This window comes from Herbidospora daliensis (assembly GCF_001570585.1).
Lineage (GTDB): Bacteria > Actinomycetota > Actinomycetes > Streptosporangiales > Streptosporangiaceae > Herbidospora > Herbidospora daliensis.
In genome coordinates this window covers 220,857-244,919 of the sequence record NZ_BBXF01000009.1, presented here as the reverse complement: position 1 = coordinate 244,919, position 24,063 = coordinate 220,857, and the positions used below count along the sequence as shown (strand labels likewise).

The window sequence follows — 24,063 nt, the reverse complement described above, 5'->3', positions numbered from 1 at the left end:
AGAATGGGACGAGTGGCGCCCGACGGCGTCACGATCGGGGGATACGACATGTCCATGTTCGACAAGGCCAAGGACAAGCTCGGCGAACACTCCGACAAGGTGGAAGACGCCGCCAAGAAGGGCGTCGACAAGGTCTCCGAGGCCGCCCGCCACAAGACCGGCGGCCGCCACGACGACAAGATCGACAAGGCCGCCGACAAGGCCAAGGAAGCGGCCGACAAGATCGACGGCAAGCAGTAGGGGGAACTCTGATGTCGTTCTTCGACAAGGTCAAGGACATGTTCGGCGGACATCACACCCAGTCCGCCCCGACGACTCCTCGACCCCAGCGCATGCCCGGAACCGAGCAGGACGGCTTCCGCGACAGAGTGGAGGATTCCGTGAAGAACGGCATCGACTCCGCCGCGCGCAAGGCCGACGAGATGACCAAGGGCAAGTACCGCGACCAGATCAACCGCACCGCGGGCTCGGCCAGGAACGCCGCCGACAAGATCGACGGCAAGCAGGACTAGCCTCCTCCGCCCCGCCCGCCTCTCGCAGTCGAAGGGGCGGGCGCCCGGGTGGTTCGCAAGCAGGTCAGAACAGCGTCGGCGGCAGGTGGCCCTCCATGGTCAGCAGCCGGCGCTTCGACTCGACGCCGGTCCCGCCGGAGAACCCGCCCAGGCCGTCGCTCGCCACCACGCGGTGGCACGGCACGATGATCGGGATCGGGTTGCTCCCCATGATCGACCCGATGGCGCGGGCCGGGATGCCGGTCTCGCGCGCCAGATCGCCGTAGGTGACGGCCCGGCCGTAGGGCACGGTCTCGAACAGCAGGCCCAGCACCCTGCGCTGCGTCGTGGACATCAGCCGCCAGTCGATCGGCACGGTGAACTCCGTCAGCTCCCCCGCGAAGTAGGCCGCGAGCTGACGCCCGACCTCCTCGGTCTCGGGCTCGCCCGCGTCGTCGGGGAACGGCCGCATCCGCTCCCGGACCCGCTCGCGGAACTCCGGATCGCCCTCGAACGAGGTGGCGACCACCCCGTCGCCGGTCACGGCCGCCACGACATGCCCGACGTCGGTCGGCACCGACACGAAAACCAGCCCCATCCACCCGACCATAGCCCCCGCCACGGACCGAACCGGACCTCCTACCATGAGGCGATGTCCAACCGTGAGCTGATCGTCCTCGGCACGTCGAGTGCGGTGCCGACGCGGTCGCGCAACCACAACGGCTACTTCCTGCGCTGGGACGACCAGGGCTTCCTCTTCGACCCCGGCGAGGGCACCCAGCGGCAGATGCGGCTGGCCGGGGTCAGCGCCCACGACGTCACCACGATCTGCGTCACCCACTTCCACGGCGACCACTGCCTGGGCCTGCCCGGCGTGATCCAGCGCATCGCCCGCGACGGGGTGCCCCACGAGGTGCGGGCCGTCTACCCGGCCAGTGGCGAGGACTACTGGCAGCGGCTCCGGCACGCCACCGCCTTCGCCGACACCTCGGTCGTCACGCCGTGCCCGGTCGAGGGCGAGGTCGTGACGCTGCCCTCCGGCGGGCTCACGCTGACCGCGCGCCCGCTGTCGCACCCGGTCGACGCCTACGGCTACCGGCTCGACGAGCCGTCGGGCCGCCGGATGATCCCCGCCGAACTCGCCCGGTACGGCGTCAGCGGCGCCCAGGTGGGCGAACTCCAGCGGGAGGGCCGCCTCGGCGAGGTCACCCTGGAGCAGGTCAGCGAACCTCGCAGGGGCCAGAGCATGGCGTTCGTCATGGACACCCGGTTGTGCGACAACGTGCACGAACTGGCCGACGGCGTCGACCTGCTGGTCGTCGAGTCGACGTTCCTGACGCCCGAGTCGACGCTGGCCCACGACTACGGCCACCTCACCGCCGCCCAGGCCGGGCAGGTCGCCGCCGACGCGGGCGTGCGGAAGCTGGTGCTGACCCACTTCTCCGAACGCTACGGCCACGACGACGAGCGCCGCTTCGCCGAGGAGGCCGCGAAGGCCTATTCGGGCGACATCGTGGTCGCCCGCGACCTCATGCGGGTGCCGGTGCCGAAACGCGGCTCGCGGCCGTGACGTAGTAGGCCACGCCGTAGGGCGCGCCCGAGTAGAGCGAGGCCAGGGGCCAGCCAGGCAGGGTCTGGAAGGCCGCCCGCCCGGCCGCCCACATCTCGGCCGCCTCGGCGGGGTCGAGCGCGGCGGCGCGGCCGTCGAGCAGGGCCGCCTCCATACGTTCGGCGTAGGCCGCCGCGCCGGGGTGCAGGTAACCGGGCGACTTCTCGGTCAGCCGGGCCGAGCCGTCGCCCATGACCAGCAACGCCACCCGCCCGGCCAGCCCGCCCACCCGGTCGCCGATGGCCTTGCAGTCGGCGGGCGGGGTGTCGTACCGGAGCGTTTCGAGGTGGAGCGGCACCTCGGAGGCGGCCAGCAACCACCGCCCGATCGTGAGCGACAGCGGCAGCACCGGCGTCCCGCTCCCGACGGTCACGTCACCACCCCAGGGCCGCAACGTCCCGGCGGCGGCAGGCGGGTAGACGCACGCGGCGTCGTCTCCGCCGACGACCGCGACGAGGTCGGGCGCGGCGGACAGGAGCACGGCGACGGCCTGCGCGCAGGCGGCCCTGAGGTCGTCGAGCTCCCCCGCGGCCTCCCCGGCGAGGGAGGGAACGATCAGCGGTGGATTCGGGCACACGGCAGCGGCGACGAGCACCGCCTCAGCGTATCCACCGCTGATCAGTCCAACGTCCCCCGCGAGCGAGCCCGCCCGGCTCCAGAGGAGCCAAGGCCGACCCGGCGAATCGAAATCGGCCCGTTCCCGCCTGGCCGCTCCGGTCTGCCGTCTCCGCCTGATACCCACCGACGAGCCAGTCAGGCCCGCCGCTCCGGCCCAATATCGGTCTACCGGCTCGCCATGGCCCGGTTCGCCGACTGGCCACGGGCCCGGTTCTCCAGCTGAACACCCGCCGACCGGCTCTCCACGGCCCGGTTCTACCGGCTCGCCATGGCTCGGTGCTTCGGCTTAGTAGCCGCCGATCGGTCCGCCCGGTTCGACCGCGCCCGCGTCGCCGTCGCGGTCGATGGCGTCGGGGTCGTCCTGGGGTGCCTGGGTGGGCTTCGTCGCGGGCTTCTTGGTGGGTTTGGCCGCGGGCCTGTCCTGGCCGCTGTTCCCGCCGCTGCCCTGTTCCTCCTGGGCCGGGGTGTCGCCGGAGGCGACGGGCGGGTCGTCCTGGACGTCCTCCTGGGTCGCGGGCGCGTCGCCGTCTTCGGCCGCCAGGTCGTCGGGGGGCGACTCCGCCTCGGGGGTGTTCACGTCGGCGGCGTCGTCGGCGTAGTCGGCCGCCGGAGGTGCGGCCGAGGTCGCCGCGGGGGCGGGGGCCGGAGAGGTCGGGTCGCCGTTGAGGGCGAGGCCGATGCCGGCGCCGCCGACGACCGCGACCAGCGCGCCGGCGACGATCGCGATGGTCTTGGTGTTGCCGCGTGGCGCCTTTCGCGCGGAGCGGTTCATGAGGGTGACTCCAGGCTGCTTGGGTTGAGGGTGCCCAGCAGCCTAGCCACAAAGCCGAAATCTAGGCTCATAAATGCCGATATAGGCACAAATCAGCGGTAACCGAAGTCCTGCGTCCACCATGGCCCGTCGACCCCCAGCTTCAGGCCGACGCCGATGGCCTCCAGGTCGCAGTTGACGATGTTGGCCCGGTGGCCGGGGCTGTCGAGCCACGCCTGCACGACCTGCCTCGGAGTGGTCTGACCTCGGGCGATGTTCTCTGCCGCCGGGTAGTCGTAGCCGGCCGCCTCGATGCGGTCCCACGGCGAGCGGCCGTCGAGGGAGTCGTGGCTGAAGTAGTCGCGGGCGGCCATGTCGGCCGAATGGAGCCGGGCCGCGCGGCGCAGCCGTTCGTCGATGCGCAGCGGCTCGCAACCCTCGGCCCGGCGGGCGACGTTGGTCAGCCGGACCACCTCGTCTTCGGCGGTCTTCGCCGGGTTCGACGGCGCGGTGGCGGCGACCGGGGCGGCCCCGGCGCGCTCCTTGGTCGTCTTGCGGGCGGGTCTGTTGGTCTTCACCCGGACCGTCGGCTTCTGCTTCGGCGGGCGGGGCGTGGCCTCCGGGCTCGGCACCGTGTAGGAGTCGACCGGCACGGGAGGCTCGCTGGCCATGTCGAACGCCCCGGTCTGCCCGCTCCCGCAGGCGGTCAGGAGCGCGGGCACCAGAAAAAGCCAGCCACGCTGCCGGAACGAGGGCATCCGGGACCTTCCTGTGTCACACAGCGAACGGGTGCCACACTATTCCCAGTAACGAATTCGCCGCACGCGAATCACGAAAGAATCACGACATCTCGGATCGTGTCACCGAAGGCGACAAAGGCCGACTTTCCGTTACGGCTCCGCCCACCCTGGCCCCGACCGTCAGCCCCCGGCGAGCGCCGCATCCGGCGCCGAGCGGCCGCTCCCGGCGCGCCGCCCGACGGCTAGGAGACCTCACATCCCGAGACGACCGGCAGCGGCGCCGGCCGCCCGATCGTCGGCATGCCGAGATCGACCCCCTTGGCGGCGGCGGGCCGCCCCTGCCGGGCCTCCCACGCGTCGCCCGAGCGGGTGCGCCGCACCCCGACGACCGTGTCGGCCACCAGGTGGTGGGGGGCCGCGTAGGTCACCTCGGCGGTCACGACGTCGCCGGGCCGGGCGTCGGCCCAGGCCACGTGGACCAGCCGGTTGTCGGGCGCGCGGCCCGACAGGCGCCGGGTCGCGTCGTCCTTGCGGCCCTCGCCCTCGGCGATGAGCACCTCGACGACCCGCCCGGTCTGGGTCTTGTTCTCGGCCCAGGCGATCTCCTCCTGGACCTCGATGAGCCGGTCGTACCGCTCGCGGACGACCTCTTTGGGCACCTGGTCGGGCATGGTCGCGGCGGGGGTGCCGGGGCGGATCGAGTACTGGAAGGTGAAGGCGTTGGCGAACCGCGACTCGCGCACGACGTCGAGGGTGGCCTGGAAGTCGTCTTCGGTCTCGCCGGGGAAGCCGACGATGATGTCGGTCGAGATGGCGGCGTCGGGCATCGCGGCGCGCACCCGGGAGATGATCCCGAGGTACTTCTCGGCCCGGTAGGAGCGGCGCATCGCCTTGAGGATCCGGTCGGAGCCCGACTGGAGCGGCATGTGCAGCTGGTGCATCACGTTGGGGGTCTCGGCCATGGCGGCGATCACGTCGTCGGTGAAGGCGGCGGGGTGGGGCGAGGTGAAGCGCACCCGCTCCAGGCCGTCGATGTCGCCGCAGGCGCGCAGCAGCTTGCCGAAGGCGAGCCGGTCGCCGAACTCGACGCCGTAGGTGTTGACGTTCTGCCCGAGGAGGGTGACCTCCATGACGCCCTGGTCGACCAGGGCCTGGATCTCGCCGAGGATGTCGCCGGGACGGCGGTCCTTCTCCTTGCCGCGCAGGGCGGGCACGATGCAGAAGGTGCAGGTGTTGTTGCAGCCCACCGAGATGGCGACCCAGGCGGCGTAGGCCGACTCGCGCTTGGTCGGGAGGGTCGACGGGAAGACCGTCAGCGACTCCTCCAGCTCGACCTGCGACTCCTGCTCGATGCGGGCGCGTTCGAGGAGGACCGGCAGGGAGCCGATGTTGTGGGTGCCGAAGACCACGTCGACCCACGGGGCGCGGCGCACGATCTCGCCCTGGTCCTTCTGGGCGAGGCAGCCGCCGACGGCGATCTGCATGCCGTCGCGGGCGGCCTGCCGCAGGTGACCGAGGTTGCCGTAGAGGCGGTTGTCGGCGTTCTCGCGCACGGCGCAGGTGTTGAACACCATCACGTCGGGGGCCGCGCCCTCGGGCGCGCGCACGTAGCCGGCGTCTTCGAGCAGGCCGGAGAGGCGCTCGGAGTCGTGGACGTTCATCTGGCACCCGTAGGTCCGTACTTCGTACGTGCGGGTGCTCTCCTCTGTCGCAGTCATCTCAATCGACAAGCGTAGGCGCTCCGGCGAGCCCAAAAAGCCCGGGACACTGTCAGGACACTGTCCCCGTCGTCCGGGCATCTCCGTCTATATCCTGACGTGCGATGACAGTGAGGTGGGCGGTCGGCGTGGGCGGGCTCGCGGCGGCGGCCGTGGCGCTCGTCCTCGGGCTGGTCAACGGGCTCGGGCCGGTGGCGCTCAGCCATCTGATCTATGCGGCGGCCTGCGTGCTGATCGGCACGATCATCGTGGCGCACCGGCCCCGCAACGCCGTGGGCGGGCTGCTGCTGACCGCCGGGCTCTCGTTCACGGCCCTCGACTTCTGCGGCCAGCTCGCGCTCTGGCGGCCCGAGCTGACCCTGCTGGCCTGGCCGCAGAACTTCCTCTGGGTGCCGGCCAACCTGGCGCTGGCCGCGATCCCCTTCTGCTTCCCCGACCGGCCCCTCCCCGCGCCGAGGCTGGTCGTGCCCGCCGTGGTGCTGGCCGCGCTGCCCTGCGCCTTCGCGCCGGGGGCCAACCAGCAGCTCGGCTACGGCGTCGCGCTGCCCAACCCCCTCGGGATCGAGGCCCTGGCCGGGCTCGCGGCCTTCGTGGAGCCCGCGATCACCGTGGTCGCGGCCCTGCTGTTCGTGGCCGGCGCCGCCGACCTGGCCCGCCGGGCCCGGCGCATCGAGCGGGCCCAGGTCCAGTGGCTCGTCTACGCCCTCTCGGTCGCCGGCGTGGTCGTCGTGCTCCGGCTGACGGCCGGGCTGACCGACGACCTGCCCAACGTGATCTGGCCGCTCGACAGCGGCTTCTGGGAGCTCGCCGGGACCGCCGCGATCACCCTCGTGCTGGCCGCCATCGGCATCGCGATCGTGCGGCACGGACTGTTCGACGTCGAGCTCGTCATCAACCGCACGCTCGTCTACGCCGTCCTCACCGCGTTCGTGACCGGCGGCTACGTCGCGGTCGTCGGCTATCTGGGCGCGGTCTTCGAGAGCCGGGGCCTGCCCCAGTCGGTGGCCGCCGCCGCGGTCGTCGCCCTCGTCTTCGCGCCGCTCCGGGCCCGCGTCCAGCGCGCCGTCAACGTGCTCATGTACGGCCGCCGCGACGACCCCTACGCCGCCCTGGCCCACCTGGGGCGCAGCCTGGAGACCCGGCCGGACGCCCAGGCGGCGGCCGCGTCGGTGGCCGAAGCGCTGAAGCTCCCCCACGCCGCCGTCGAGCTGCCCGGCCAGGCCGGGGACCCGGGGCTGGTGCGGCTGCCGCTGACGTACCAGAACGAGCTCGTCGGGCACCTGGCCCTCGCGCCGCGCCCGGGGCAGCGCGAGTTCGGCGCCCGCGACCTGCGGCTGCTGCGGGACCTGGCCCGGCAGATGGGCTCGGTCGTGCACGCCGAGCGGCTGGCCGCCGACCTGCGGGCCTCGCGCGAGCGCCTGGTGGTGGCCCGCGAGGAGGAGCGGCGGCGGCTCCGCAGGGACCTGCACGACGGGCTCGGGCCGACGCTGGCCGCGCTGACCATGCGGGCGGAGGCGGTCCAGGACCTGGTCAACGACCCCAGAGCGCAGGATCTGCTGGAGGAGATGATCGGCGCGGCCCAGGCGGCCACGGCCGACGTGCGGGCCCTCATCGACGGGCTGCGCCCGCCCGCGCTCGACACCCTCGGTCTTCTCGGGGCGCTGCGGGCCCATGTGGCGGGGCTGCCCGGGGAGCCGCAGGTCGGTCTCGATCTGCCTGCCGACCTGCCCGAATTGTCGGCGGCCACCGAGGTGGCGGCATACCATATCGCTGTCGAGGCGATCAACAACGCCCGCCGCCACTCCGGCGCCGGCACCGTCACGCTCCGGCTCGTGCCCTGGAAGAACCTGCTGGTCGAAGTCGTCGACGACGGCCGCGGGGTTCAGGGCCCACCGGGCATCGGCCTGAATTCTCTGCGCGAACGGGCCGTCGAACTGGGCGGGTCCTTCGCGGTCATCACTGCGCGCGGCACCACCGTCCGCGCGCAGCTGCCGATGGGAGCCTGAATGGACCAGATCCGCGTCCTGCTCGTCGACGACCACCCCGCGTTCCGGGCGGGTCTGTCGGCGCTGCTCAAGCCGGTCCGCGAGATCGCGATCGCCGACGAGGCGTCCACCGGCGAGCAGGCCCTGGCGCTCGTCGGCGGGGTGCAGCCCGACGTCGTGCTGATGGACCTGGCGATGCCCGGCATGGGCGGGGTGGCCGCGACCGAACGGCTGGTCCGCGACCATCCCCACATCCGGGTGCTGGTGCTGAGCATGGCCGACGACGACGATTCGGTCTTCGCCGCGCTGCGGGCCGGGGCCCGGGGCTACGTGCTGAAGGGGGCCAGGAAGGCCGAGCTGGTGCGGTCGATCGTGGCCGTGCACGGCGGCGAGGCGATCTTCGGCCCGGCCATCGCGTCGCGGCTGACCGGCTACTTCACCGGCCTGGCCCGGCGCGAGCAGGGCTTCCCCGAGCTGACCGCCCGGGAGCGGGAGATCCTGATCCTCATGTCGAGTCACCTGACCAATCCGGTGATCGCCGAGCGGCTCGGGCTGAGCGGCAAGACGGTCCGCAACCACGTGTCGAGCATCTTCGCCAAGCTGCACGTCGCCGACCGCGCCGAGGCGATCATGCGGGCACGCGAATCGGGCTTCTGAGCACGCTCCGGGCCAGGTAGCCGAGCGCGGCGAGTTCCAGCAGCGACCCGATCGACTGGACGGCGGGCGAGGAGCCCGCCACCACGAACGGCACCACGATGCCGGCCACCATCGCCGCCGGCACCCACCACGGGGCGGCCTTCTTCACCGCCAGGCCGACGAGCAGCACCAGCGTGCCCACGTGGGTGAGGAAGCCGGGGAACAACATGCCGAACAGGAAGCCGGGCAACTCGTTCGCCACCGCCGTGACCTGCCTGGCCGTCTCGGCGGGCACGGTCTGGGCCAGCGCCAGGTCGTAGAAGTCGGTGGTGAACAGGGTGCAGGCCGCCGCCGCGCCGAACAGGCCCAGGGTCAGGCCCGTGTTCGCCAGGCCCGGGGCCCTCGGGTGGAGGAGCGCGGCCAGGCCGAAGAACGCGGGGATCATCGCGAGGGTGGCGTACAGGAAGAGCAGGCCGCTGACCTGCACCTGGCCCGGCATCGAGGCGAAGACGGCCGGGTCGTGCTCGTCGCCGGGCGGCGAGGTGAGGAAGGCGGCGAAGAGCAGGACGGGCCAGGCGACCAGCGCGCCCGCGGCGACGACGCGCCGGTAGTTATCGGTCATGCCCTCAGCAAACCGATGAGGTGCCCCAAACCTCATGAGTCAGACTCGGGAAAAATGTCCCGACCAGCCGGGATGACCAGGACAGTCGTGATGTGATCGGTATAACTCCGCTGCTGACTTGGAGATATAGCCCCCTTTACGTTGACTCCCATGACAGAAGCCGTCGGATCGACTTCTCTCGTCAGACTTGAGAACGTCAACAAGCACTTCGGCGCCCTACACGTGCTGAAGGACATCGACCTCGACATCGCTCGGGGCGAGGTCGTGGTCGCCATCGGCCCGTCGGGGGCCGGGAAGTCGACCCTCTGCCGGGTGATCAACCGGCTGGAGACCATCGACTCGGGCACCATCACCTTCGACGGCAAGAGCCTGGCGGTCGAGGGCCGCGCGCTGGCCCAGCTGCGCTCCGAGGTCGGCATGGTGTTCCAGTCGTTCAACCTCTTCGCCCACAAGACGATCCTCGAGAACGTCACCCTGGGGCCGATCAGGGTCCGCAAGATGGCGCGCGATCAGGCCGAGAAGCGCGGCATGGAGCTGCTGGAGCGGGTCGGCATCGCCTCGCAGGCGGAGAAGTACCCCGCCCAGCTCTCCGGCGGCCAGCAGCAGCGGGTGGCCATCGCCCGCGCCCTGGCCATGGACCCGAAGATGATCCTCTTCGACGAGCCCACCTCCGCCCTCGACCCCGAGATGGTGCAGGAGGTGCTCGACGTCATGATCTCGCTGGCCAGAGACGGCATGACCATGCTCGTCGTGACCCACGAGATGGGCTTCGCCCGCCGGGCCGCCAACCGGGTGGTGTTCATGGCCGACGGCGCCGTCGTCGAGCAGAACTCCCCCGACGAATTCTTCACGAATCCGGGCACCGACCGTGCCCGCGATTTCCTCAGCAAGATCCTCACACACTGAAGGTGGCTGTCATGCGTGTCCGTCGAATTGGTGCCCTCCTGATGACCGCCGCCGCGTTGGCGGCGTCCTTGACCGCGTGCAGCGGTGGCGACGACAAGTTCGTCATCGGCGTGAAGTTCGACCAGCCCGGACTGGGTCTGAAGCAGACCGACGGTTCGGTGAAGGGTTTCGACGTCGACGTCGCCGCCTACATCGCCAAGGAGCTCGGCTACACCCCCGAGCAGATCGAGTGGAAGGAGACCGTGTCGGCCAACCGCGAGCCCTTCATCCAGCAGGGCCAGGTCGACATGGTGGTGGCGACCTACTCGATCACCGACAAGCGCAAGGAGGTCATCTCCTTCGCCGGCCCCTACCTGATCACCGGCCAGGACATCCTGACCCGCGCCGACGACACCTCGATCACCGGCCAGGACAGCCTGCAGACCAAGAAGGTCTGCGGCGCCCAGGGCTCCACCTCCCCCGCCCGCCTGGTCGAGAAGTTCGGCGAGGCGTGGAAGGGCCAGTACCTGACCGAGCAGCAGGGCTACGGCAACTGCCTGCCGCTGCTGGAGCAGGGCCAGGTCGACGCGATCTCCACCGACGCCACCATCCTCGCGGGCTTCGCCGCGCAGAGCCCCGGCAAGTTCCGCCTCGTGGGCCAGGTCTTCTCCGAGGAGAAGTACGGCGTCGGCCTCAAGAAGGACGACAAGGAGACCCGCGACAAGGTCAACGCGGCGATCGAGAAGATGTTCGCCGACGGCTCGTGGAAGAAGGCCGTGGAGGCGAACTTCGGCGAGTTCGCGCCCAACTTCGCCAACCCGCCCGCCCTGGAGAAGTACTGATCTGACCGGCTCCCGGCCCTCCCGTCCGGGAGGGCCGTTTCTCATGGGGAGGTAGGGCGTTGGGTGCCCTCGTCGAAGAGTTCCCGGTCATCCTGGGCGCGTTCTGGCTGACCGTACGGCTCACGCTGGCCAGCGCCGTGGCCGCGCTGGTGCTGGGCACCGTCCTGGCGGCGATGCGGGTCAGCCCGATCGCCGTGCTGCGCGGGGTGGCCACGGCGTACGTCAACACGCTGCGGAACACGCCGCTGACCCTGGTCATCGTGTTCTGCGGGCTCGGCCTCGGGCTGGTGCTCGACGTCTCGTTCTCCGAGTCGTTGTCGACCAACTACCTGTGGTTGTCGATCATCGGGCTGTCGGCGTACACGGCCGCGTTCGTCTGCGAGGCGATCAGGTCGGGCATCAACACCGTGCCCGTCGGGCAGGCCGAGGCGGCGCGGGCCCTCGGGCTCACGTTCGTCCAGAACCTGCGGTTCGTCGTGCTGCCGCAGGCATTCCGGGCGATCATCGCGCCGCTGGGCAGCCTGCTGATCGCGCTGACGAAGAACACCACGGTCGCCGCCGCGATCGGCGTGGCCGAGGCGTCGCTGACGATGAAGTCCCTGTTCGAACGGCACCAGGACTCGGTGGTCGCGATCTTCTTCGGGTTCGCGCTGGCCTTCCTCGTGCTCACCCTCCCCACCGGCCTGTTCTTCGGCTGGCTGTCCCGACGGCTGAAGGTGGTCCGATGAGCACCGTCCTGTACGACACCCCGGGCCCCCGCGGCATCCTCCGCAACCGGATCCTGACCTTCCTCTTCGCCGCCGCACTGCTGGCCGGGCTCTACTTCGCCTACCTGAAGTTCGACGAGAAGGGCCAGTTCGACGCGGCCCTGTGGGAGCCGTTCCTGCAGGGCGACGTGTGGGTGAACCTGATCATCCCGGGCCTGCTCAACACCCTTTCCGCGGCGGCCGTGGCGGCGCTGATCGCGGTGCCGTTCGGGTTCGTGTTCGGCATCGCCCGCCTGTCGGAGCACAAGTGGATCAGGGTGCCCGCGGGCGCGGTCGTGGAGTTCTTCCGCGCGATCCCGCTGCTCATCATGATCTTCTTCGCCCAGTACGGCGGCTCGGCCGTGCTCGGCCTCACGGTGACCTCGTTCACGGCCGTGGTGTTCGGCCTGGTGCTCTACAACGGGTCGGTGCTGGCGGAGATCGTCCGGGCGGGCATCCAGTCGCTGCCGCGCGGCCAGACCGAGGCCGCGCTGGCCGTCGGGCTGCGCAAGGGGCAGGTCATGCGGCTGATCCTGCTGCCGCAGGCGGTGACCGCGATGATGCCGGCCATCGTCAGCCAGCTCATCGTGCTGCTCAAGGACACCGCGCTCGGCTTCATCGTGGCGTTCGAGGACCTGCTGAACGCGGGCGCCCGCATCCTGCCCGCCAACTTCCGCAACCTGATCCCGGCGGTCATCGTCGTCGCGATCATCTACATCATCATCAACGTCCTGGTCGGACTGCTCGCCAACTGGCTGGAACGCCGCTCCCGCCGCAGCCGCAAGACCACGATCAAGCCGATCGAGGCTCCCCAGTCGGTCGGCGTTGGGTAGGGCTTTACGTGTCGTTTCGCCGCGATCGGCGATCAAGATCTGATCCTGATCGGGTGTGGCGTGTCGTCTCCGCGGGTATCGCGGCCCTCTCGATCGCGGCCGGGCTCACGGGTTGTTCGGGCACCGGCCTCCTGATCGGCGTCCGGGCGGGCCAGCCCGGCCTGGCCGAGATGCTGCCCGGCGGCGGGTGGTCCGGTTTCGACATCGCCGTGGCCCACTACGTGGCCCGGCAGCTCGGTTATCGCAAAGACCAGATCCGGTACACCACCGACCTCGACTCGGCCGACCTCGTCATGGGGCCGGCGCGCGAGCCGTACGTCGGCCCCTACCTGGTCGCGGCCAAGGACATCCTGGTCAGGGCCCGCGACCGCGACCGGACCCTGAAGGATTTGGCCGGCGGGCTGGTGTGCGGCACCCGGGCCGACACCCTCGGCCTCAGCGGGCGGTTCGGCCCCGCCTGGCGGGCCGCCCATCTCGCCGAGGCCAACGTGCCCGCCGCGTGCGGGCCGCTGCTGGCCGACCGGCGCACCGACGCGATCATCGCCGACGCGCCCGTGCTGGCCGGCCTGTCGGCCCAGTACCCCGGCCGGTTCCGGCTGGTCGGACGCCCCCTCGCGCAGGAACGCTACGGGATCGGCCTGTCGGAACGCACCGAGTCGTGGCGCGACGACATCGAGGACGCGCTGCGCCAGATGTACGACGACGGTTCGTGGCACCGGGCCGTGATCGACTACCTGGGCGAGCTCGCCACCCAGTACGAGATGCCGCCGGCCCTGGAAAAGCGCTAACCGCACGACATCGTCAGCCGCGTTCGGGCAGGATGCCGTGCATGCTCCCCGAGCGCACGCCGTTGCCGTACGCCGCCCGCATATCCACCGCCGACGTGGCCCGGTCGGGCCTCAACCTCGGCTTCCCGACCGTGATCGGCGACGAGGTGTGGTGGGAGGAGGACCGGCCCGCCCAGAACGGCCGCCGGACCGTCGTCCACCGTGCCGCCGACGGGCGGCGGCGCGAGATCCTGCCCGCGCCCTGGGACGCCCGCACGCGGGTGCACGAATACGGCGGACGGTCGCATCTCGTCATCCCGGAACTCGGCGTCGTCTTCGCCGAACACTCCGACCAGCGGCTCTACCTGATCTCCGACGGCACCCCGCGGGCGATCACCGACGAGGGCGAGTGCCGCTACGCCGACCTGTCGTGGGCGGGCGGGCGGATCTTCGGCGTCCAGGAACGCCACCACGACGACGGCAAGGTCGAACGCGCCGTCGTGGCCGTCTCGCTCGACGGGTCGGTCTCGGTGATCGCGTCGGGCTCCGACTTCTACGCCTTCCCGACCGTCTCGCCCGACGGGGAGCACGTGGCGTACGTCTGCTGGAACCACCCCCGCATGCCGTGGGTGGGCACCGAGCTGCGCATCACCCGGATCGACGACGGCTCGTCGTGGACGGTCAAGGGCGGCCCGGCCGAGTCGGTGCTCGCGCCGGCCTGGAAGGACGACCGCACCCTCTACCTGGTGTCCGACTGGTCGGGCTGGTGGAACATCTACCAGATCGGCATGTTCGGCACCTCGCCCCGCGCGCTCTACCCGGCCGAGGAGGAGTTCGCCGGCCCGTTGTGGCAACTCGGCGGCCGGCCGTTCGTGATGCTGGGCGCCGACCGGCTGGGCGTGCTGCACGGGCAGGGCAACCTGCGGCTGGGCGTGCTCGACGTCGAGTCGGGCGTGCTGACCGACCTCGACGTGCCCTACGACGGCTTCTATCCCGAGCTGTCGGCCGACGGCCGGATGCTGGTCGGCCTCGGCTACGGCTGGGACGTGCCCCGCTCGGTCGTCCGCGTCGACACCGTGACCGGCCGCGTCGAGGGCCTGCGGCGCGACATCGCCGAACTCCCCGACGTCGCCTACCTCCCGCGGCCGTCGGAGGTGATGATCGACCACCGGGTGCCCGCCTACCTCTACGCCCCCATCGACGCGACCGGCCCGTCGCCGTTCGTGGTGTTCGCCCACGGCGGCCCGACCGGCCACGTGACGACCGAGCTGAGCCTGGCGCGGGCGTTCTTCACCACGCGCGGCATCGGCGTGCTCGACGTGAACTACGGCGGCTCGACCGGCTACGGGCGCGCCTACCGCGAGAAGCTGCGCGGCCAGTGGGGCGTCGTCGACGTCGACGACGTGGTCGCCGCCGCCGAGTGGCTCGCCTTCTCGGGCCACGCCGACCCCGCGCGCATCGCGATCCGCGGCGGCAGCGCCGGCGGCTGGACGGTGCTCGCCGCCTGCGCCGCCTCCGACGTGTTCGCCGGCGGCGTCTCGATCGCCGGGGTCACCTCGCTCGGCCCGCTCCTGGAGGCCACCCACGACTTCGAGTCGCAGTACGCCGACTGGCTGGCCGGCGCCGACGGGCCGCGCCGCGAACCGCTGGCGCGGGTCGGCGGCATCGACTGCCCGATCCTGCTGCTGCAGGGCCAGAACGACCCGGTCGTGCCGCCGTCGCAGGCCGAGACCTTCATGGCGGCGCTGACCGCCCGGGGCGTCTCCTGCACCTATCTGGCGTTCGAGGGCGAGGGGCACGGGTTCCGCAGGCTGGAGACCAAGACCGCCGCCCTCGCCGCCGAGCTGTCGTTCTACCTGCAGATCTTCGGCTGACGCGGGGAGATCAGCTCCAGCGGTCCCGCACCGCCTCGCACGCGGCCACGATCCGGTCGACGTCGTCGTCGCGCAGCCCGGCGTGCAGCGACAACCTGATCAGCGCCCGGTTGCGGGGCGTCGCGGGCGGGGCGAACACCGAGCCGAACACGCCGTGCTCCTCCAGCAGCTCCCGGACCTCGATGGTGGCCCACTCCGTGCCGGTCTGGAGGGCCACGATCTGGCTCACCGAACCCTCCAGGTCGAAGCCGAGCGCCGCGACCTCGTCGCGCACCCACTCCGACACCTGGTGGAGCCGGTCGCGCCGCCACTCGTCGGTGCGCACCGCCTCCAGGGTCGCCGCCAGCCCCGCCAGCTCATGCGGCAGCAGCGCCGAGGAGAACACGGCCGGGAAGGACTCCAGCCGGAAGTACGGCACGAACGCCGGGTCGGCGGCCGTGACGAACCCGGCCCGCCCGGCGAACGCCTTCGACAGGCTCGCGATCCGGAAGTGCACGCGGTCGGTCAGGCCCAGCGCGACGACCAGGCCGGCGCCCAGCGGGCCGGTCGTACCGAGAGAGTGCGACTCGTCGACCACGAGCACGCAGCCGCTCTGCTCGACCAGGTCGCAGATCTCCGCCAGCGGGCAGCTGCTCCCGTTGGTGCTGTAGAGGGCGTCGACCGCGACCACGCCGGGGCCGTTGCGCACGATCCGCCGTTCGAGATGCGCCAGGTCGTTGTGCCGGAACGCGTGGACCGGCGCGCCCGCCAGCCTCGCCCCGGCCGCCAGGGACATGTGGGCGAGCTGGTCGACGTACACCGGCGTGTGCACGTCGGAGACCGCCTGGAGCAGGCCCAGGTTCGCGTCCCAGCCCGACTGGCACAACACCCCGGCGGTGGCGTGCATGTAGTCGGCGAGATCCCGCTCCAGGACGTGCTGCGGCGGCCCGCCCCCGTCGAGCAGGCAGTCGGCCATCTGCTTGGCGACCCGCTCGTCACCGGCCAGCGCCAGGTAGTCATTCTTGTCGACCACGACGTCGCCGGGGCCGGGCGGCCGCCCCGACAGCAGGTCCCGGCCGCCCCACTCCCCCCCGACCCTCTCCTGGTGGAACCGCTCGACCCGGGCCCGGACACGAGCGGTGGCGGGCTGGGAGGACAAGGTCATCGCACCAAGCTTTCTCTGAGCCGGAAAGTGGTCTTTCAACAACTCAGAGTGATACAAGGCGCCGGGTATCGAACGCCACCCGGAACGGGTCAAGAACGCGGAAGGCCCGCCTGGCGGGCGGGCCCTTCACTGCTCCTGGACGTCAGCGCGAGGCGGCCTTCACGATCAGCGAGGTCACCAGGTCGGGGTGGCTCATCATCGGCACGTGCGAGCTGTTGACCTCGACGATGACGCCCTTGGCGCGCTTGGCCATCGCCCGCTCCGCCACGGTCGGGATGATGTTGTCCTGCTTGGCGACCACGAAGTAGCTCGGGATCGTCTTCCACGCCGCCGGCCCCGACGGCGTCACCAGCGCCGCCAGCGCGCCGGGCCGCTGGGTGGCGGCCATGACCGCGGCCGTCGAACGCGGCAGGTCCTGCGCGAACAGACGGTGGAAGTGCGCCGGGTCGATGTACGCGTCCGCGTCCTGGCCCTGCGCGCCCGGGAACGGCTTGGTCTTCAGGTGGTTGGTGACCTCGGTCTCGCCGCCGTCGAGGTGGTTCGCGTCCGACACGCTCTCGCCCTCGTTGAGCGCGTAGGCGGCCACGAACACCAGCGACTTCACGTTCGCGTTCCCGGTGGCGGCGTTGGAGATGACGGCCCCGCCGTAGGAGTGCCCGACGAGCACGACCGGCCCCTCGACCGTCGCCAGGAACTTCCGCAGGTACTCACCGTCGGACAGCGGCCCCCGCAGCGGGTTGGAGAACGCGGCCACCGGATACCCCTTGGCGATCAGCCGCCCCGCCACGTCGTTCCAGCCGCTGGAGTCGGCGAAGGCGCCGTGGACCAGCACGACGGTGGGCTTCGGCTTCGGCTTGGGCGTGCTCCCGGCCTGCGCAGGAGTGGCGACGGTGAGACCGGCCAGCAGGAAGGCGGCCATGAGTGATTTCAGTAAGCGGGACATCATTGCTCCTCGGAGTCGTCGACGACCCGCTCATCGTCAGCCGGACCACGTGGCCGGCGAATCATGTGATGTTCGTAGTCCTTGCCCGCGATCTCGGGAGCCGGTCACGTGGCACGTGGGGTGAATGGGTGGGCGAAGCCGTAACGAATCTCGAAAAGCGGCGATTGCCCACGACGGCGAGCGGCTCCCCCGCCCACGGTCAGCGGGCGAACTCCGTCGCCCGGGACTCGCGGACCACCGTGATGCGGATCTGGCCCGGGTAGGTCAGTTCCTCCTCGACCTGCTTGGCGACGTCGCGGGCGATGACCTGGGCCTGGATGTCGTCGACGTTGTCGGGGCGGACCATGACGCGGATCTCGCGGCCCGCCTGCATGGCGAAGACCTTCTCGACGCCCTCGTGGCCCTGGGCGATCTCCTCCAATCGCTCCAGGCGCTTCACGTAGGCTTCCAGGCTCTCCCGGCGCGCCCCCGGGCGGCTGCCGCTGATCGCGTCGGCGGCCTGGGTGAGAACCGCTTCGACGGTACGCACCTCGACCTCGTTGTGGTGGGCCTCGATGGCGTGGACGACGTCGTCGTGCTCGCCGTAGCGGCGGGCGATCTCGGCGCCGATGAGGGCGTGGCTGCCCTCGACCTCGTGGGTGAGGGCCTTGCCGATGTCGTGGAGCAGCGCGCAGCGCTTGACGAGGTCGCGGTCGAGCCGCAGCTCGGAGGCCATGATCCCGGCGATGTGGGCCGACTCGATGAGGTGCTTGAGCACGTTCTGGCCGTAGGAGGTGCGGTAACGCAGCTGGCCCAGCAGGGTGATCAGCTCGGGGTGCATCTCGGTGATGCCGAGCTCGACGAGCGCGTCTTCACCGGCCCGCACGCACAGGTCGCGGACCTCGGCGCGGCTGCGCTCGTAGGCCTCCTCGATGCGCTGCGGATGGATGCGCCCGTCGAGGACCAGCTTCTCGAGCGTCAGCCGGGCGGTCTCGCGGCGCACCGGATCGAAACACGACAGCAGCACCGCCTCGGGCGTGTCGTCGATGATCAGGTTCACGCCGGTCGTCGACTCGAAGGCCCGGATGTTGCGGCCCTCGCGCCCGATGATGCGCCCCTTCATCTCGTCGCCGGGCAGATGCAGCACGCTCACGACCGACTCGGCCGTCTGCTCGGTCGCGACCCGCTGCACCGCCAGCGTCACGATCTTGCAGGCCCGCTTCTCGCCCTCCTTGCGCGCGTCGCTCTCGATCTCGCGCACGATCAGCGCCGCCTCGCGCTTCGCCTGGTTCTCGATGTCCTTGACGAGCTCGCCCTTGGCCTGGTCGGCGGTCAGCCCCGCCAGCCGTTCGAGGATCTCCCGCCGCTGCTCCCCCATCTTGTCGAGCTCGGCCCGGCGACCGGCCAGGTCGGTCTCGCTCTCGGCCAGCCTCCCGGCCCGCTCGACGTGCGCCCGCCCCTCCTCGTCGAGCCGCCGCTCCCGCTCGGCCAGCCGGCTCTCCCGCCGTTCGAGGTCGGCGCGCAGCTCCTTGAGCTCGTTCTTCAGGACGCGCGACTCCTCCTCGACCTCCCGCCGCATCGACGCCGCCCCTTCGACGAGCGCCTCGGACTTGCGGATGATCTCCCCGGCGTCGTTCTCGGCCTTGTCGCGGATCTCCGCGGCCTCTTCGCGCGCCCTCTCCAGTTCCTTCTCCCGGAGGCTCTCGCTGAGCTCCAGGCGGATCTGGTCAAGCTGCTCCTGACTCGGACCGAGCTCTTTCGGGGCGGTACGACGGAGCAAAATGATCAGGAGGGCCGCAATCGCCGCGAAGGCAAGCAGCAGCACCGCCACTGCCAGCACGATCACGATCGTCATGTCCATGCGCACCCACCCCTTCTAGCGTCAAGCCGACAAGGGGTCACCAGCACAGCACGAAGAGACCTGGTGGCACCACCAGGGCATATATTCGTACCCCGAAACGATCGGGGCCGTGGTTCACCGTTATGGCAATCCGCGCTGCGCGGAGTAACTCCTCACTGCGGTCGAGGTTAAGCGTCATTCGGGTAACGAGCAAGCAAAGACGCGGCAGGTGGCGAGTTTTTCTCGATCATCATTTCCCGGTTTCCGGACGAGCCGGACGGGGCACCCGATGACAGACCGGGTTTGATCCATTTCTGTACGTCATGGGCGATGCGCCCCCGATGCCACGAAGACGGCGTCACGGCGAGGCCCCAGATGCACCCAAGAAATGCGATCAGGATCATTTGAGCACGGGGCCGGTCATACTCGGCGTCAAGACACGCGGACCCCCGAAACCGGACGACTCGTCGTCACTCCAGGTAGCCCTCGTCCTCCCCGGACGCCTCCTCCCCCTCGGCCTCCAGAGCCTCCCTGACGATCCGGAAAGCCAGCCCCGCCGGATACCCCTTACGCGCCAGCATGCCCACCAGCTTGCGGGTCCGGGCACGCGGATCGGCGCCCCTGGTCGAGCCCAGCTTCCGCGCCACGAGCCGCCGCGCCGTCTCGACCTCCTCCTCGGGATCGAGCTGCTCGACGGCCTCCTTGACCATCTCCTCCTCGACCCCGCGATGCCGCAACTCCTGCGCCAACGCCCGGCGCGCGAGCCCCCGGCCGTGGTGACGCGAACTCACCCACATGGCGGCGAACGCCTGATCGTCGATCAGTCCGACTTCGGAGAAGCGTTCAAGGACACGGTCGGCGACTTCAGCCGGGATCTCCCGCTTCAGGAGGGCTTCGGCGAGTTGGGCACGGGTGCGGGGGGCGAGGGTCAGAAGGCGGAGACAGATGCCTCGGGCCCGGGCTTCGGGATCGGAACTCTGCTCCGCGGAGAAGGGATTGCGCCGCTTCGACCGACCACCGGAGTCACCGTCCCCGAAGCCACCGCTCTTGGAGCCGCGACTGCTTGAGCTGCGGTTTCCGGAGGCACGATTCCCAGAGGTGCGACTGTCAGAGGCATCACGGAAGCCGCTGCCGCTGTCGAACAGCCCATCACCATCGGCGGGGTCGCCGTCAAATGGGTCGTCACGACGCGAAGTACGCCGGCCTGCTCTGCCGGTCTTTGATCTACGCCCGCGTCCGCCGCGACCAGAGGGCTCCTCATCAGGCCGACCACCCCAGTCCAGGGGATTCGGGCGATCATCGGCTGCTGCCTGGCGGTTCGAAGACCCTGTCGCTCCGTCGCCCCCATCATCACCAGGGAATCGATCCGCGTGATCCGGCCCGTCGAGAGCCTGGCCCGCCTTGCCCCGACCATCGGCACCAGAAGACGCCTCAGACGACCCTCCCCCTAGCCCCTCATCACCAGGCGAGCCACCAAGAGGTTCCCGGCCGTCACTGGTGATAGGCAGGCCAGAGGACCTCGCCTCGTCATCGTCAGACGGTTGGCCGAGAGGCGGGGGCTGGTCTTCTTCACGATGGGAGTGCGAGACCCCAGGCCATGGCTCATCACCGTCCGAAACCGGAGTAGGCCATCGCCCATGGTCGCCCTGGCCGGAAGACCGCGCGAAGTCCTCCACCGCGTCTTCACCGAGAACCGAGTCGGCGTTCCCACCGGCCTCACTACCTGACGACCGACCGAGACTCTCCAGTTGATCATCTGAAGGGGACGGGGTCACGCTTTCCTGCTCATCACGAGCAGACCGACCGCCATGACGCCTGTTCCGGCCATCTGACAGTTCCAGTGAGCCGTCGTCACCGTCATACCGATCGCGAAGAGACCTACCCCGATCATCTGCGAGCCCCGGTGAACCCTCCTCGGACCTACGGCTACGGCGGCTCCATCGGCCATCCGACGAAGGCGGGGTTACGTCTTCGTGCTCATCACTGCCAGGCCGCAGGCCGGATCGCCGGCGCAGGCTGCTGCCGGATGGCTCACCTTCAAGATCCCATCCGGGCGGGCCCTCATCTGATTGCGCATCATCCTCGGGTGGCCGGCTGAGGTGCCCCCGCCGATCACCCCATGACGACCGTGCCTCCTGGTCGTCCCCCTCCGCAGGCAGGCGGGATCGCCCCCGCGCGGAAGACCGGCCCTTGCGCGGCCGACTGCGGCCGGACTCCCCAGTGGGGCTCTCCGGTTCGCCGTCGTCGGAAGCCGAGCCGGCGCCCTCTCGGGCGTCACGCTCAGGCGACCGCTCACCGTCAGCGGACGGCTCGCGTCGCCAGCCGGAGAACCAGTCGTCAGGCGCGTCACCGCTCAGCCCGCCCGGAGCGGCGCCGGGCCATGTGCCGCCGCCGTCTCGGACCGTCTCCGGGTCGATCTCGGACCAGGTCGAGCCGCCCGTGGTCCATTCCGAGCGCGAATCCGGGAAGCCCCATCCCGGGGGGTCGGAGTCGCGCTCGTCGGACCATCGGTCGTCGTCGTACGGCCAGCCGGGGCGGCCGCGGTCGTCGTCGTTCCAGGGGTGCACCGGATCGGTCAGACGTCACCCGGCTTGGGGGTGGCCGACGCCTTCGAGCCGCGGCCGGTCGGGGCGGGGGCCGCGACGGGGACCGCGGGGGCCTCGGGAGCGGCGTCGAGGCGGGGGCCGACGCCGAGCTTCTCCTTGATCTTCTTCTCGATCTCGTTGGCGATGTCGGGGTGGTTCTTCAGGAAGTTGCGGGCGTTCTCCTTGCCCTGGCCGAGCTGGTCGCCCTCGTAGGTGTACCAGGCGCCGGCCTTGCGGACGAAGCCGTGCTCCACGCCCATGTCGATAAGGCCGCCCTCGCGGCTGATGCCGAAGCCGTAGAGGATGTCGAAGTCGGCCGTGCGGAAGGGCGGGGCCATCTTGTTCTTGACGACCTTCACGCGGGTGCGGTTGCCGACCGGCTCGGTGCCGTCTTTCAGGGTCTCGATGCGGCGGACGTCGAGGCGGACCGAGGCGTAGAACTTCAGCGCCTTGCCACCGGTCGTGGTCTCGGGCGAGCCGAACATGACGCCGATCTTCTCGCGGAGCTGGTTGATGAAGATCGCGGTGGTGCCGGTGTTGTTGAGCGCGCCGGCGACCTTGCGGAGGGCCTGGGACATCAGGCGGGCCTGGAGACCCACGTGGCTGTCGCCCATCTCGCCCTCGATTTCGGCCTTCGGCACCAGGGCCGCGACCGAGTCGATGACGATGATGTCGATCGCGCCGGAGCGGATCAGCATGTCGGCGATCTCCAGGGCCTGCTCGCCCGTGTCGGGCTGGGAGACCAGGAGGGCGTCGACGTCGACGCCGAGCTTCTTGGCGTATTCGGGGTCGAGCGCGTGCTCGGCGTCGATGAAGGCGGCGATGCCGCCCTGGCGCTGGGCGTTGGCCACCGCGTGGAGGGCGACGGTGGTCTTACCGGAGGACTCGGGGCCGTAGACCTCGACGATCCGGCCGCGGGGGAAGCCGCCGATGCCCAGGGCGACGTCGAGGGCGATCGCACCCGTCGGGATGACCTCGACGGGGGCGCGTGCGTCTTCGCCGAGGCGCATGACGGAGCCCTTGCCGAACTGCCGCTCGATCTGGGCGAGGGCGGTCTCGAGGGCCTTGTCGCGGTCGTTCACTGCCATTGGGGTGCCCCCTGTGAGGGTCGTGGGTTGTTCCGGTCAACGGAACGCTATGGGGTGCCACTGACATTTTCTGGAGACGCTGCCTCCAGGGCGGCAGCCACAAATATAGCCGAACGGCTGTTCGATCACACCTCGAACGGCCCATCGTTTCGGGAAAGGGAACCCATCCGGAAGGTCACATTCGCGGGCATTGTGATCAGGGTGTTGCCATGCCGTTGACCTGCGGCGATCCTGGAGGAGACGGGCGAATCAGCCAGACCAGACCGCGAGTGAGAAGGCGGCGCCGTGTCGACCGAAAACGAACGCCGTACTCTCCTCGAAGCGCTCGCCGAACGGCTTCCGGGCCGGGGGCTCCAGGGCCGGATGCTCGGCGGGGGCGAGCCCGTGTTGTGGATCTGGCATCCCCGGACCAACCGGCAGACGATCGTCTTCGCCACCCAGTCGGCCGGGGGGTGGCTGTTCCTCTGGTCGCCCGACGGCCAGGCAGAGGCCGCCGATCCCGACGTCGCCGCCGACACCCTGGAGAAACTGCTCTCTCAGGCCGCTTGACACCCCTTCTCCACAAATGTGTGGCACGCTGATCCGTTGGGCCCCAGCGGTGAGGAGACGACACATGGGCGCACTGGAGGCGAAAGCGGCTCTGGTGACGGGTGGATCGCGGGGGATCGGGCGGGCCGTCGTACAGAAACTGGCCCGTGAAGGCGCCCATGTGGTCTTCAGCTTCAACGAAAACCGTTCGGCGGCCGAGGAGGTCGTCGCGCAGGTGGCCAGGTTCGGCGGCACCGCGCACGCCGTGCGGGCCGACATGGGCTGCCCCGACGACGTGAAACTGCTTTTCGAGCAGACGGTACGCCGGCTCGGCGCCCTCGACATCCTCGTCAACAACGCGGCGATCAACCCGATCAGGCGCATCATCGACGCCACCGCCGACGACTTCGACCGGGTGATGGGCGTGAACGCGAAGGGCCCTTTCCTGGCGATCCAGGCGGCGTCCCGCATTCTGCGCGCGGGCGGGCGGATCGTGAACATCTCCTCGTTCGGCACCCGTGCGCCCGCCGAGGGGCTGTCGCTCTATCTGGCCAGCAAGGCGGCGCTGGAGCTGCTGACCGCCGTGGCCGCCCGGGAGCTGGGCGCGCGCGGGATCACCGTCAACGCGGTCTCGCCCGGGGTGACCGACACCGAGCTGATGCGCGAGTCGTCGGGGGCGAGCGCCGACGAGACGTTCGACGGGGTCACCGCCAAGACCGCCCTGCGGCGGCTGGGCGAACCGGCCGACATCGCCAACGTGGTGGCGTTCCTGGCCGGGCCCGACTCACAGTGGATCACCGGGCAGAACCTGAGGGCGACCGGCGGGCTCATCGTCTGAA

General features: G+C 70.5%; 24 protein-coding genes. 13 read left to right on the top strand and 11 right to left on the bottom strand.

Annotated elements, in window-relative coordinates; all coding sequences use genetic code 11:
- Window positions 1-12 precede the first annotated feature (12 nt).
- Both AW274_RS35000 and AW274_RS34995 read left to right on the top strand, forming a co-directional pair.
- Window positions 13-240: an antitoxin gene (locus AW274_RS35000; protein WP_232320634.1), complete on the top strand. Its 228-nt coding sequence runs from the start codon at window positions 13-15 to the stop codon at window positions 238-240.
- Between the two features lie 11 nt (window positions 241-251).
- Window positions 252-512, top strand: a complete 261-nt coding sequence (locus AW274_RS34995; protein WP_062442076.1) for an antitoxin — start codon at window positions 252-254, stop codon at window positions 510-512.
- Between the two features lie 64 nt (window positions 513-576).
- On the opposite strand, the gene AW274_RS34990 is transcribed toward AW274_RS34995, so the two are convergent.
- On the bottom strand, window positions 577-1,089 hold the full coding sequence (locus AW274_RS34990) for a methylated-DNA--[protein]-cysteine S-methyltransferase (protein ID WP_232320633.1): 513 nt from the start codon (window positions 1,087-1,089) through the stop codon (window positions 577-579).
- 54 nt (window positions 1,090-1,143) lie between these two features.
- Here AW274_RS34990 and AW274_RS34985 point away from each other — a divergent pair, with 54 nt between their 5' ends.
- Window positions 1,144-2,061 carry a ribonuclease Z gene (locus AW274_RS34985; RefSeq protein ID WP_062442071.1) on the top strand — a complete coding sequence of 306 codons (918 nt, stop codon included), beginning with the start codon at window positions 1,144-1,146 and terminating at the stop codon, window positions 2,059-2,061.
- On the opposite strand, the gene AW274_RS34980 is transcribed toward AW274_RS34985, so the two are convergent.
- The 4 genes from AW274_RS34980 to miaB form a co-directional block, all read right to left on the bottom strand.
- A complete protein-coding gene (locus tag AW274_RS34980; RefSeq protein WP_062442068.1) occupies window positions 2,021-2,695 on the bottom strand; it encodes a class III extradiol ring-cleavage dioxygenase family protein in 675 nt (224 codons plus the stop codon). The genes AW274_RS34985 and AW274_RS34980 overlap by 41 nt on opposite strands.
- Before the next feature lie 309 nt (window positions 2,696-3,004).
- Window positions 3,005-3,490 carry a hypothetical protein gene (locus AW274_RS34975; protein WP_062442063.1) on the bottom strand — a complete coding sequence of 162 codons (486 nt, stop codon included), beginning with the start codon at window positions 3,488-3,490 and terminating at the stop codon, window positions 3,005-3,007.
- 92 nt (window positions 3,491-3,582) lie between these two features.
- Complete coding sequence (locus tag AW274_RS34970; protein ID WP_232320632.1) at window positions 3,583-4,191, bottom strand: CAP domain-containing protein; 609 nt, start codon at window positions 4,189-4,191, stop codon at window positions 3,583-3,585.
- Window positions 4,192-4,451: 260 nt separating this feature from the next.
- Window positions 4,452-5,927, bottom strand: a complete 1,476-nt coding sequence (gene miaB, locus AW274_RS34965; protein ID WP_062442057.1) for a tRNA (N6-isopentenyl adenosine(37)-C2)-methylthiotransferase MiaB — start codon at window positions 5,925-5,927, stop codon at window positions 4,452-4,454.
- Window positions 5,928-6,031: 104 nt separating this feature from the next.
- Between miaB and AW274_RS34960 the strand changes: the two genes are divergently transcribed.
- Both AW274_RS34960 and AW274_RS34955 read left to right on the top strand, forming a co-directional pair.
- Window positions 6,032-7,933, top strand: a complete 1,902-nt coding sequence (locus AW274_RS34960) for a sensor histidine kinase (RefSeq protein ID WP_083975349.1) — start codon at window positions 6,032-6,034, stop codon at window positions 7,931-7,933.
- On the top strand, window positions 7,934-8,569 hold the full coding sequence (locus AW274_RS34955) for a response regulator transcription factor (protein ID WP_083975346.1): 636 nt from the start codon (window positions 7,934-7,936) through the stop codon (window positions 8,567-8,569). It abuts the gene before it with no gap.
- Here the strand turns inward: AW274_RS34955 and AW274_RS34950 are convergent.
- Window positions 8,541-9,170, bottom strand: a complete 630-nt coding sequence (locus tag AW274_RS34950) for a hypothetical protein (protein WP_062442051.1) — start codon at window positions 9,168-9,170, stop codon at window positions 8,541-8,543. The two genes, AW274_RS34955 and AW274_RS34950, sit on opposite strands and share 29 nt — an antisense overlap.
- A 150-nt stretch (window positions 9,171-9,320) precedes the next feature.
- On the opposite strand from AW274_RS34950, the gene AW274_RS34945 reads away from it, so the two are divergent.
- From AW274_RS34945 to AW274_RS40870, 6 genes are read left to right on the top strand one after another with little or no spacing between them, the layout of a single operon-like run.
- The gene (locus AW274_RS34945; protein ID WP_062442047.1) at window positions 9,321-10,076 is read left to right on the top strand and encodes an amino acid ABC transporter ATP-binding protein; all 756 of its coding nucleotides are present in this window, start codon (window positions 9,321-9,323) and stop codon (window positions 10,074-10,076) included.
- Between the two features lie 11 nt (window positions 10,077-10,087).
- The gene (locus AW274_RS34940; RefSeq protein ID WP_062442043.1) at window positions 10,088-10,897 is read left to right on the top strand and encodes a glutamate ABC transporter substrate-binding protein; all 810 of its coding nucleotides are present in this window, start codon (window positions 10,088-10,090) and stop codon (window positions 10,895-10,897) included.
- Window positions 10,898-10,956: 59 nt separating this feature from the next.
- Window positions 10,957-11,625 carry an amino acid ABC transporter permease gene (locus AW274_RS34935; protein WP_062442038.1) on the top strand — a complete coding sequence of 223 codons (669 nt, stop codon included), beginning with the start codon at window positions 10,957-10,959 and terminating at the stop codon, window positions 11,623-11,625.
- Window positions 11,622-12,476: an amino acid ABC transporter permease gene (locus tag AW274_RS34930; RefSeq protein ID WP_062442035.1), complete on the top strand. Its 855-nt coding sequence runs from the start codon at window positions 11,622-11,624 to the stop codon at window positions 12,474-12,476. The genes AW274_RS34935 and AW274_RS34930 overlap by 4 nt, the downstream gene beginning before the upstream one ends.
- Window positions 12,477-12,529: 53 nt before the next feature.
- On the top strand, window positions 12,530-13,264 hold the full coding sequence (locus AW274_RS34925; protein WP_062340682.1) for a type 2 periplasmic-binding domain-containing protein: 735 nt from the start codon (window positions 12,530-12,532) through the stop codon (window positions 13,262-13,264).
- 41 nt (window positions 13,265-13,305) lie between these two features.
- Window positions 13,306-15,117 (top strand): S9 family peptidase, encoded by a 1,812-nt coding sequence (locus AW274_RS40870; RefSeq protein ID WP_062442031.1) that lies wholly within the window; start codon window positions 13,306-13,308, stop codon window positions 15,115-15,117.
- A 10-nt stretch (window positions 15,118-15,127) separates the two neighbouring features.
- Here AW274_RS40870 and cqsA read toward each other — a convergent pair whose 3' ends face one another.
- From cqsA to recA, 5 genes are all read right to left on the bottom strand, one after another.
- Window positions 15,128-16,261 (bottom strand): alpha-hydroxyketone-type quorum-sensing autoinducer synthase, encoded by a 1,134-nt coding sequence (gene cqsA / locus AW274_RS40865; protein WP_062442027.1) that lies wholly within the window; start codon window positions 16,259-16,261, stop codon window positions 15,128-15,130.
- 142 nt (window positions 16,262-16,403) lie between these two features.
- Window positions 16,404-17,204: an alpha/beta fold hydrolase gene (locus AW274_RS34910; protein ID WP_198169552.1), complete on the bottom strand. Its 801-nt coding sequence runs from the start codon at window positions 17,202-17,204 to the stop codon at window positions 16,404-16,406.
- A gap of 199 nt (window positions 17,205-17,403) precedes the next feature.
- Window positions 17,404-19,044 carry a ribonuclease Y gene (rny, locus tag AW274_RS34905; RefSeq protein WP_062442020.1) on the bottom strand — a complete coding sequence of 547 codons (1,641 nt, stop codon included), beginning with the start codon at window positions 19,042-19,044 and terminating at the stop codon, window positions 17,404-17,406.
- Between the two features lie 449 nt (window positions 19,045-19,493).
- Window positions 19,494-20,699 (bottom strand): recombination regulator RecX, encoded by a 1,206-nt coding sequence (gene recX, locus AW274_RS43100; protein WP_369408690.1) that lies wholly within the window; start codon window positions 20,697-20,699, stop codon window positions 19,494-19,496.
- Window positions 20,700-21,598: 899 nt separating this feature from the next.
- Entirely contained in the window at window positions 21,599-22,696 is a 1,098-nt protein-coding gene (gene recA, locus AW274_RS34895) for a recombinase RecA (RefSeq protein WP_062340688.1), read from the bottom strand.
- A gap of 285 nt (window positions 22,697-22,981) precedes the next feature.
- Here recA and AW274_RS34890 point away from each other — a divergent pair, with 285 nt between their 5' ends.
- Together AW274_RS34890 and AW274_RS34885 are read left to right on the top strand one after the other, a co-directional pair.
- Entirely contained in the window at window positions 22,982-23,245 is a 264-nt protein-coding gene (locus tag AW274_RS34890; protein ID WP_062442016.1) for a hypothetical protein, read from the top strand.
- Between the two features lie 64 nt (window positions 23,246-23,309).
- On the top strand, window positions 23,310-24,062 hold the full coding sequence (locus AW274_RS34885; protein WP_062442013.1) for an SDR family NAD(P)-dependent oxidoreductase: 753 nt from the start codon (window positions 23,310-23,312) through the stop codon (window positions 24,060-24,062).
- Window position 24,063 lies beyond the last annotated feature (1 nt).

Excerpts from the sequence above, each read along its gene's own strand:
- AW274_RS34950 (WP_062442051.1), bottom strand. The coding sequence starts at position 9,170 with ATGACCGATAACTACCGGCGCGTCGTCGCCGCGGGCGCGCTGGTCGCC.
- AW274_RS34940 (WP_062442043.1), top strand. The coding sequence starts at position 10,088 with ATGCGTGTCCGTCGAATTGGTGCCCTCCTGATGACCGCCGCCGCGTTG.
- AW274_RS34930 (WP_062442035.1), top strand. The coding sequence starts at position 11,622 with ATGAGCACCGTCCTGTACGACACCCCGGGCCCCCGCGGCATCCTCCGC.
- miaB (WP_062442057.1), bottom strand. The coding sequence starts at position 5,927 with ATGACTGCGACAGAGGAGAGCACCCGCACGTACGAAGTACGGACCTAC.
- AW274_RS34910 (WP_198169552.1), bottom strand. The coding sequence starts at position 17,204 with ATGTCCCGCTTACTGAAATCACTCATGGCCGCCTTCCTGCTGGCCGGT.
- AW274_RS34995 (WP_062442076.1), top strand. The coding sequence starts at position 252 with ATGTCGTTCTTCGACAAGGTCAAGGACATGTTCGGCGGACATCACACC.
- rny (WP_062442020.1), bottom strand. The coding sequence starts at position 19,044 with ATGGACATGACGATCGTGATCGTGCTGGCAGTGGCGGTGCTGCTGCTT.
- AW274_RS34975 (WP_062442063.1), bottom strand. The coding sequence starts at position 3,490 with ATGAACCGCTCCGCGCGAAAGGCGCCACGCGGCAACACCAAGACCATC.
- AW274_RS34985 (WP_062442071.1), top strand. The coding sequence starts at position 1,144 with ATGTCCAACCGTGAGCTGATCGTCCTCGGCACGTCGAGTGCGGTGCCG.
- AW274_RS40870 (WP_062442031.1), top strand. The coding sequence starts at position 13,306 with ATGCTCCCCGAGCGCACGCCGTTGCCGTACGCCGCCCGCATATCCACC.
- AW274_RS34945 (WP_062442047.1), top strand. The coding sequence starts at position 9,321 with ATGACAGAAGCCGTCGGATCGACTTCTCTCGTCAGACTTGAGAACGTC.
- AW274_RS34990 (WP_232320633.1), bottom strand. The coding sequence starts at position 1,089 with ATGGGGCTGGTTTTCGTGTCGGTGCCGACCGACGTCGGGCATGTCGTG.
- recA (WP_062340688.1), bottom strand. The coding sequence starts at position 22,696 with ATGGCAGTGAACGACCGCGACAAGGCCCTCGAGACCGCCCTCGCCCAG.
- AW274_RS34960 (WP_083975349.1), top strand. The coding sequence starts at position 6,032 with ATGACAGTGAGGTGGGCGGTCGGCGTGGGCGGGCTCGCGGCGGCGGCC.
- AW274_RS34955 (WP_083975346.1), top strand. The coding sequence starts at position 7,934 with ATGGACCAGATCCGCGTCCTGCTCGTCGACGACCACCCCGCGTTCCGG.
- cqsA (WP_062442027.1), bottom strand. The coding sequence starts at position 16,261 with ATGACCTTGTCCTCCCAGCCCGCCACCGCTCGTGTCCGGGCCCGGGTC.
- AW274_RS34885 (WP_062442013.1), top strand. The coding sequence starts at position 23,310 with ATGGGCGCACTGGAGGCGAAAGCGGCTCTGGTGACGGGTGGATCGCGG.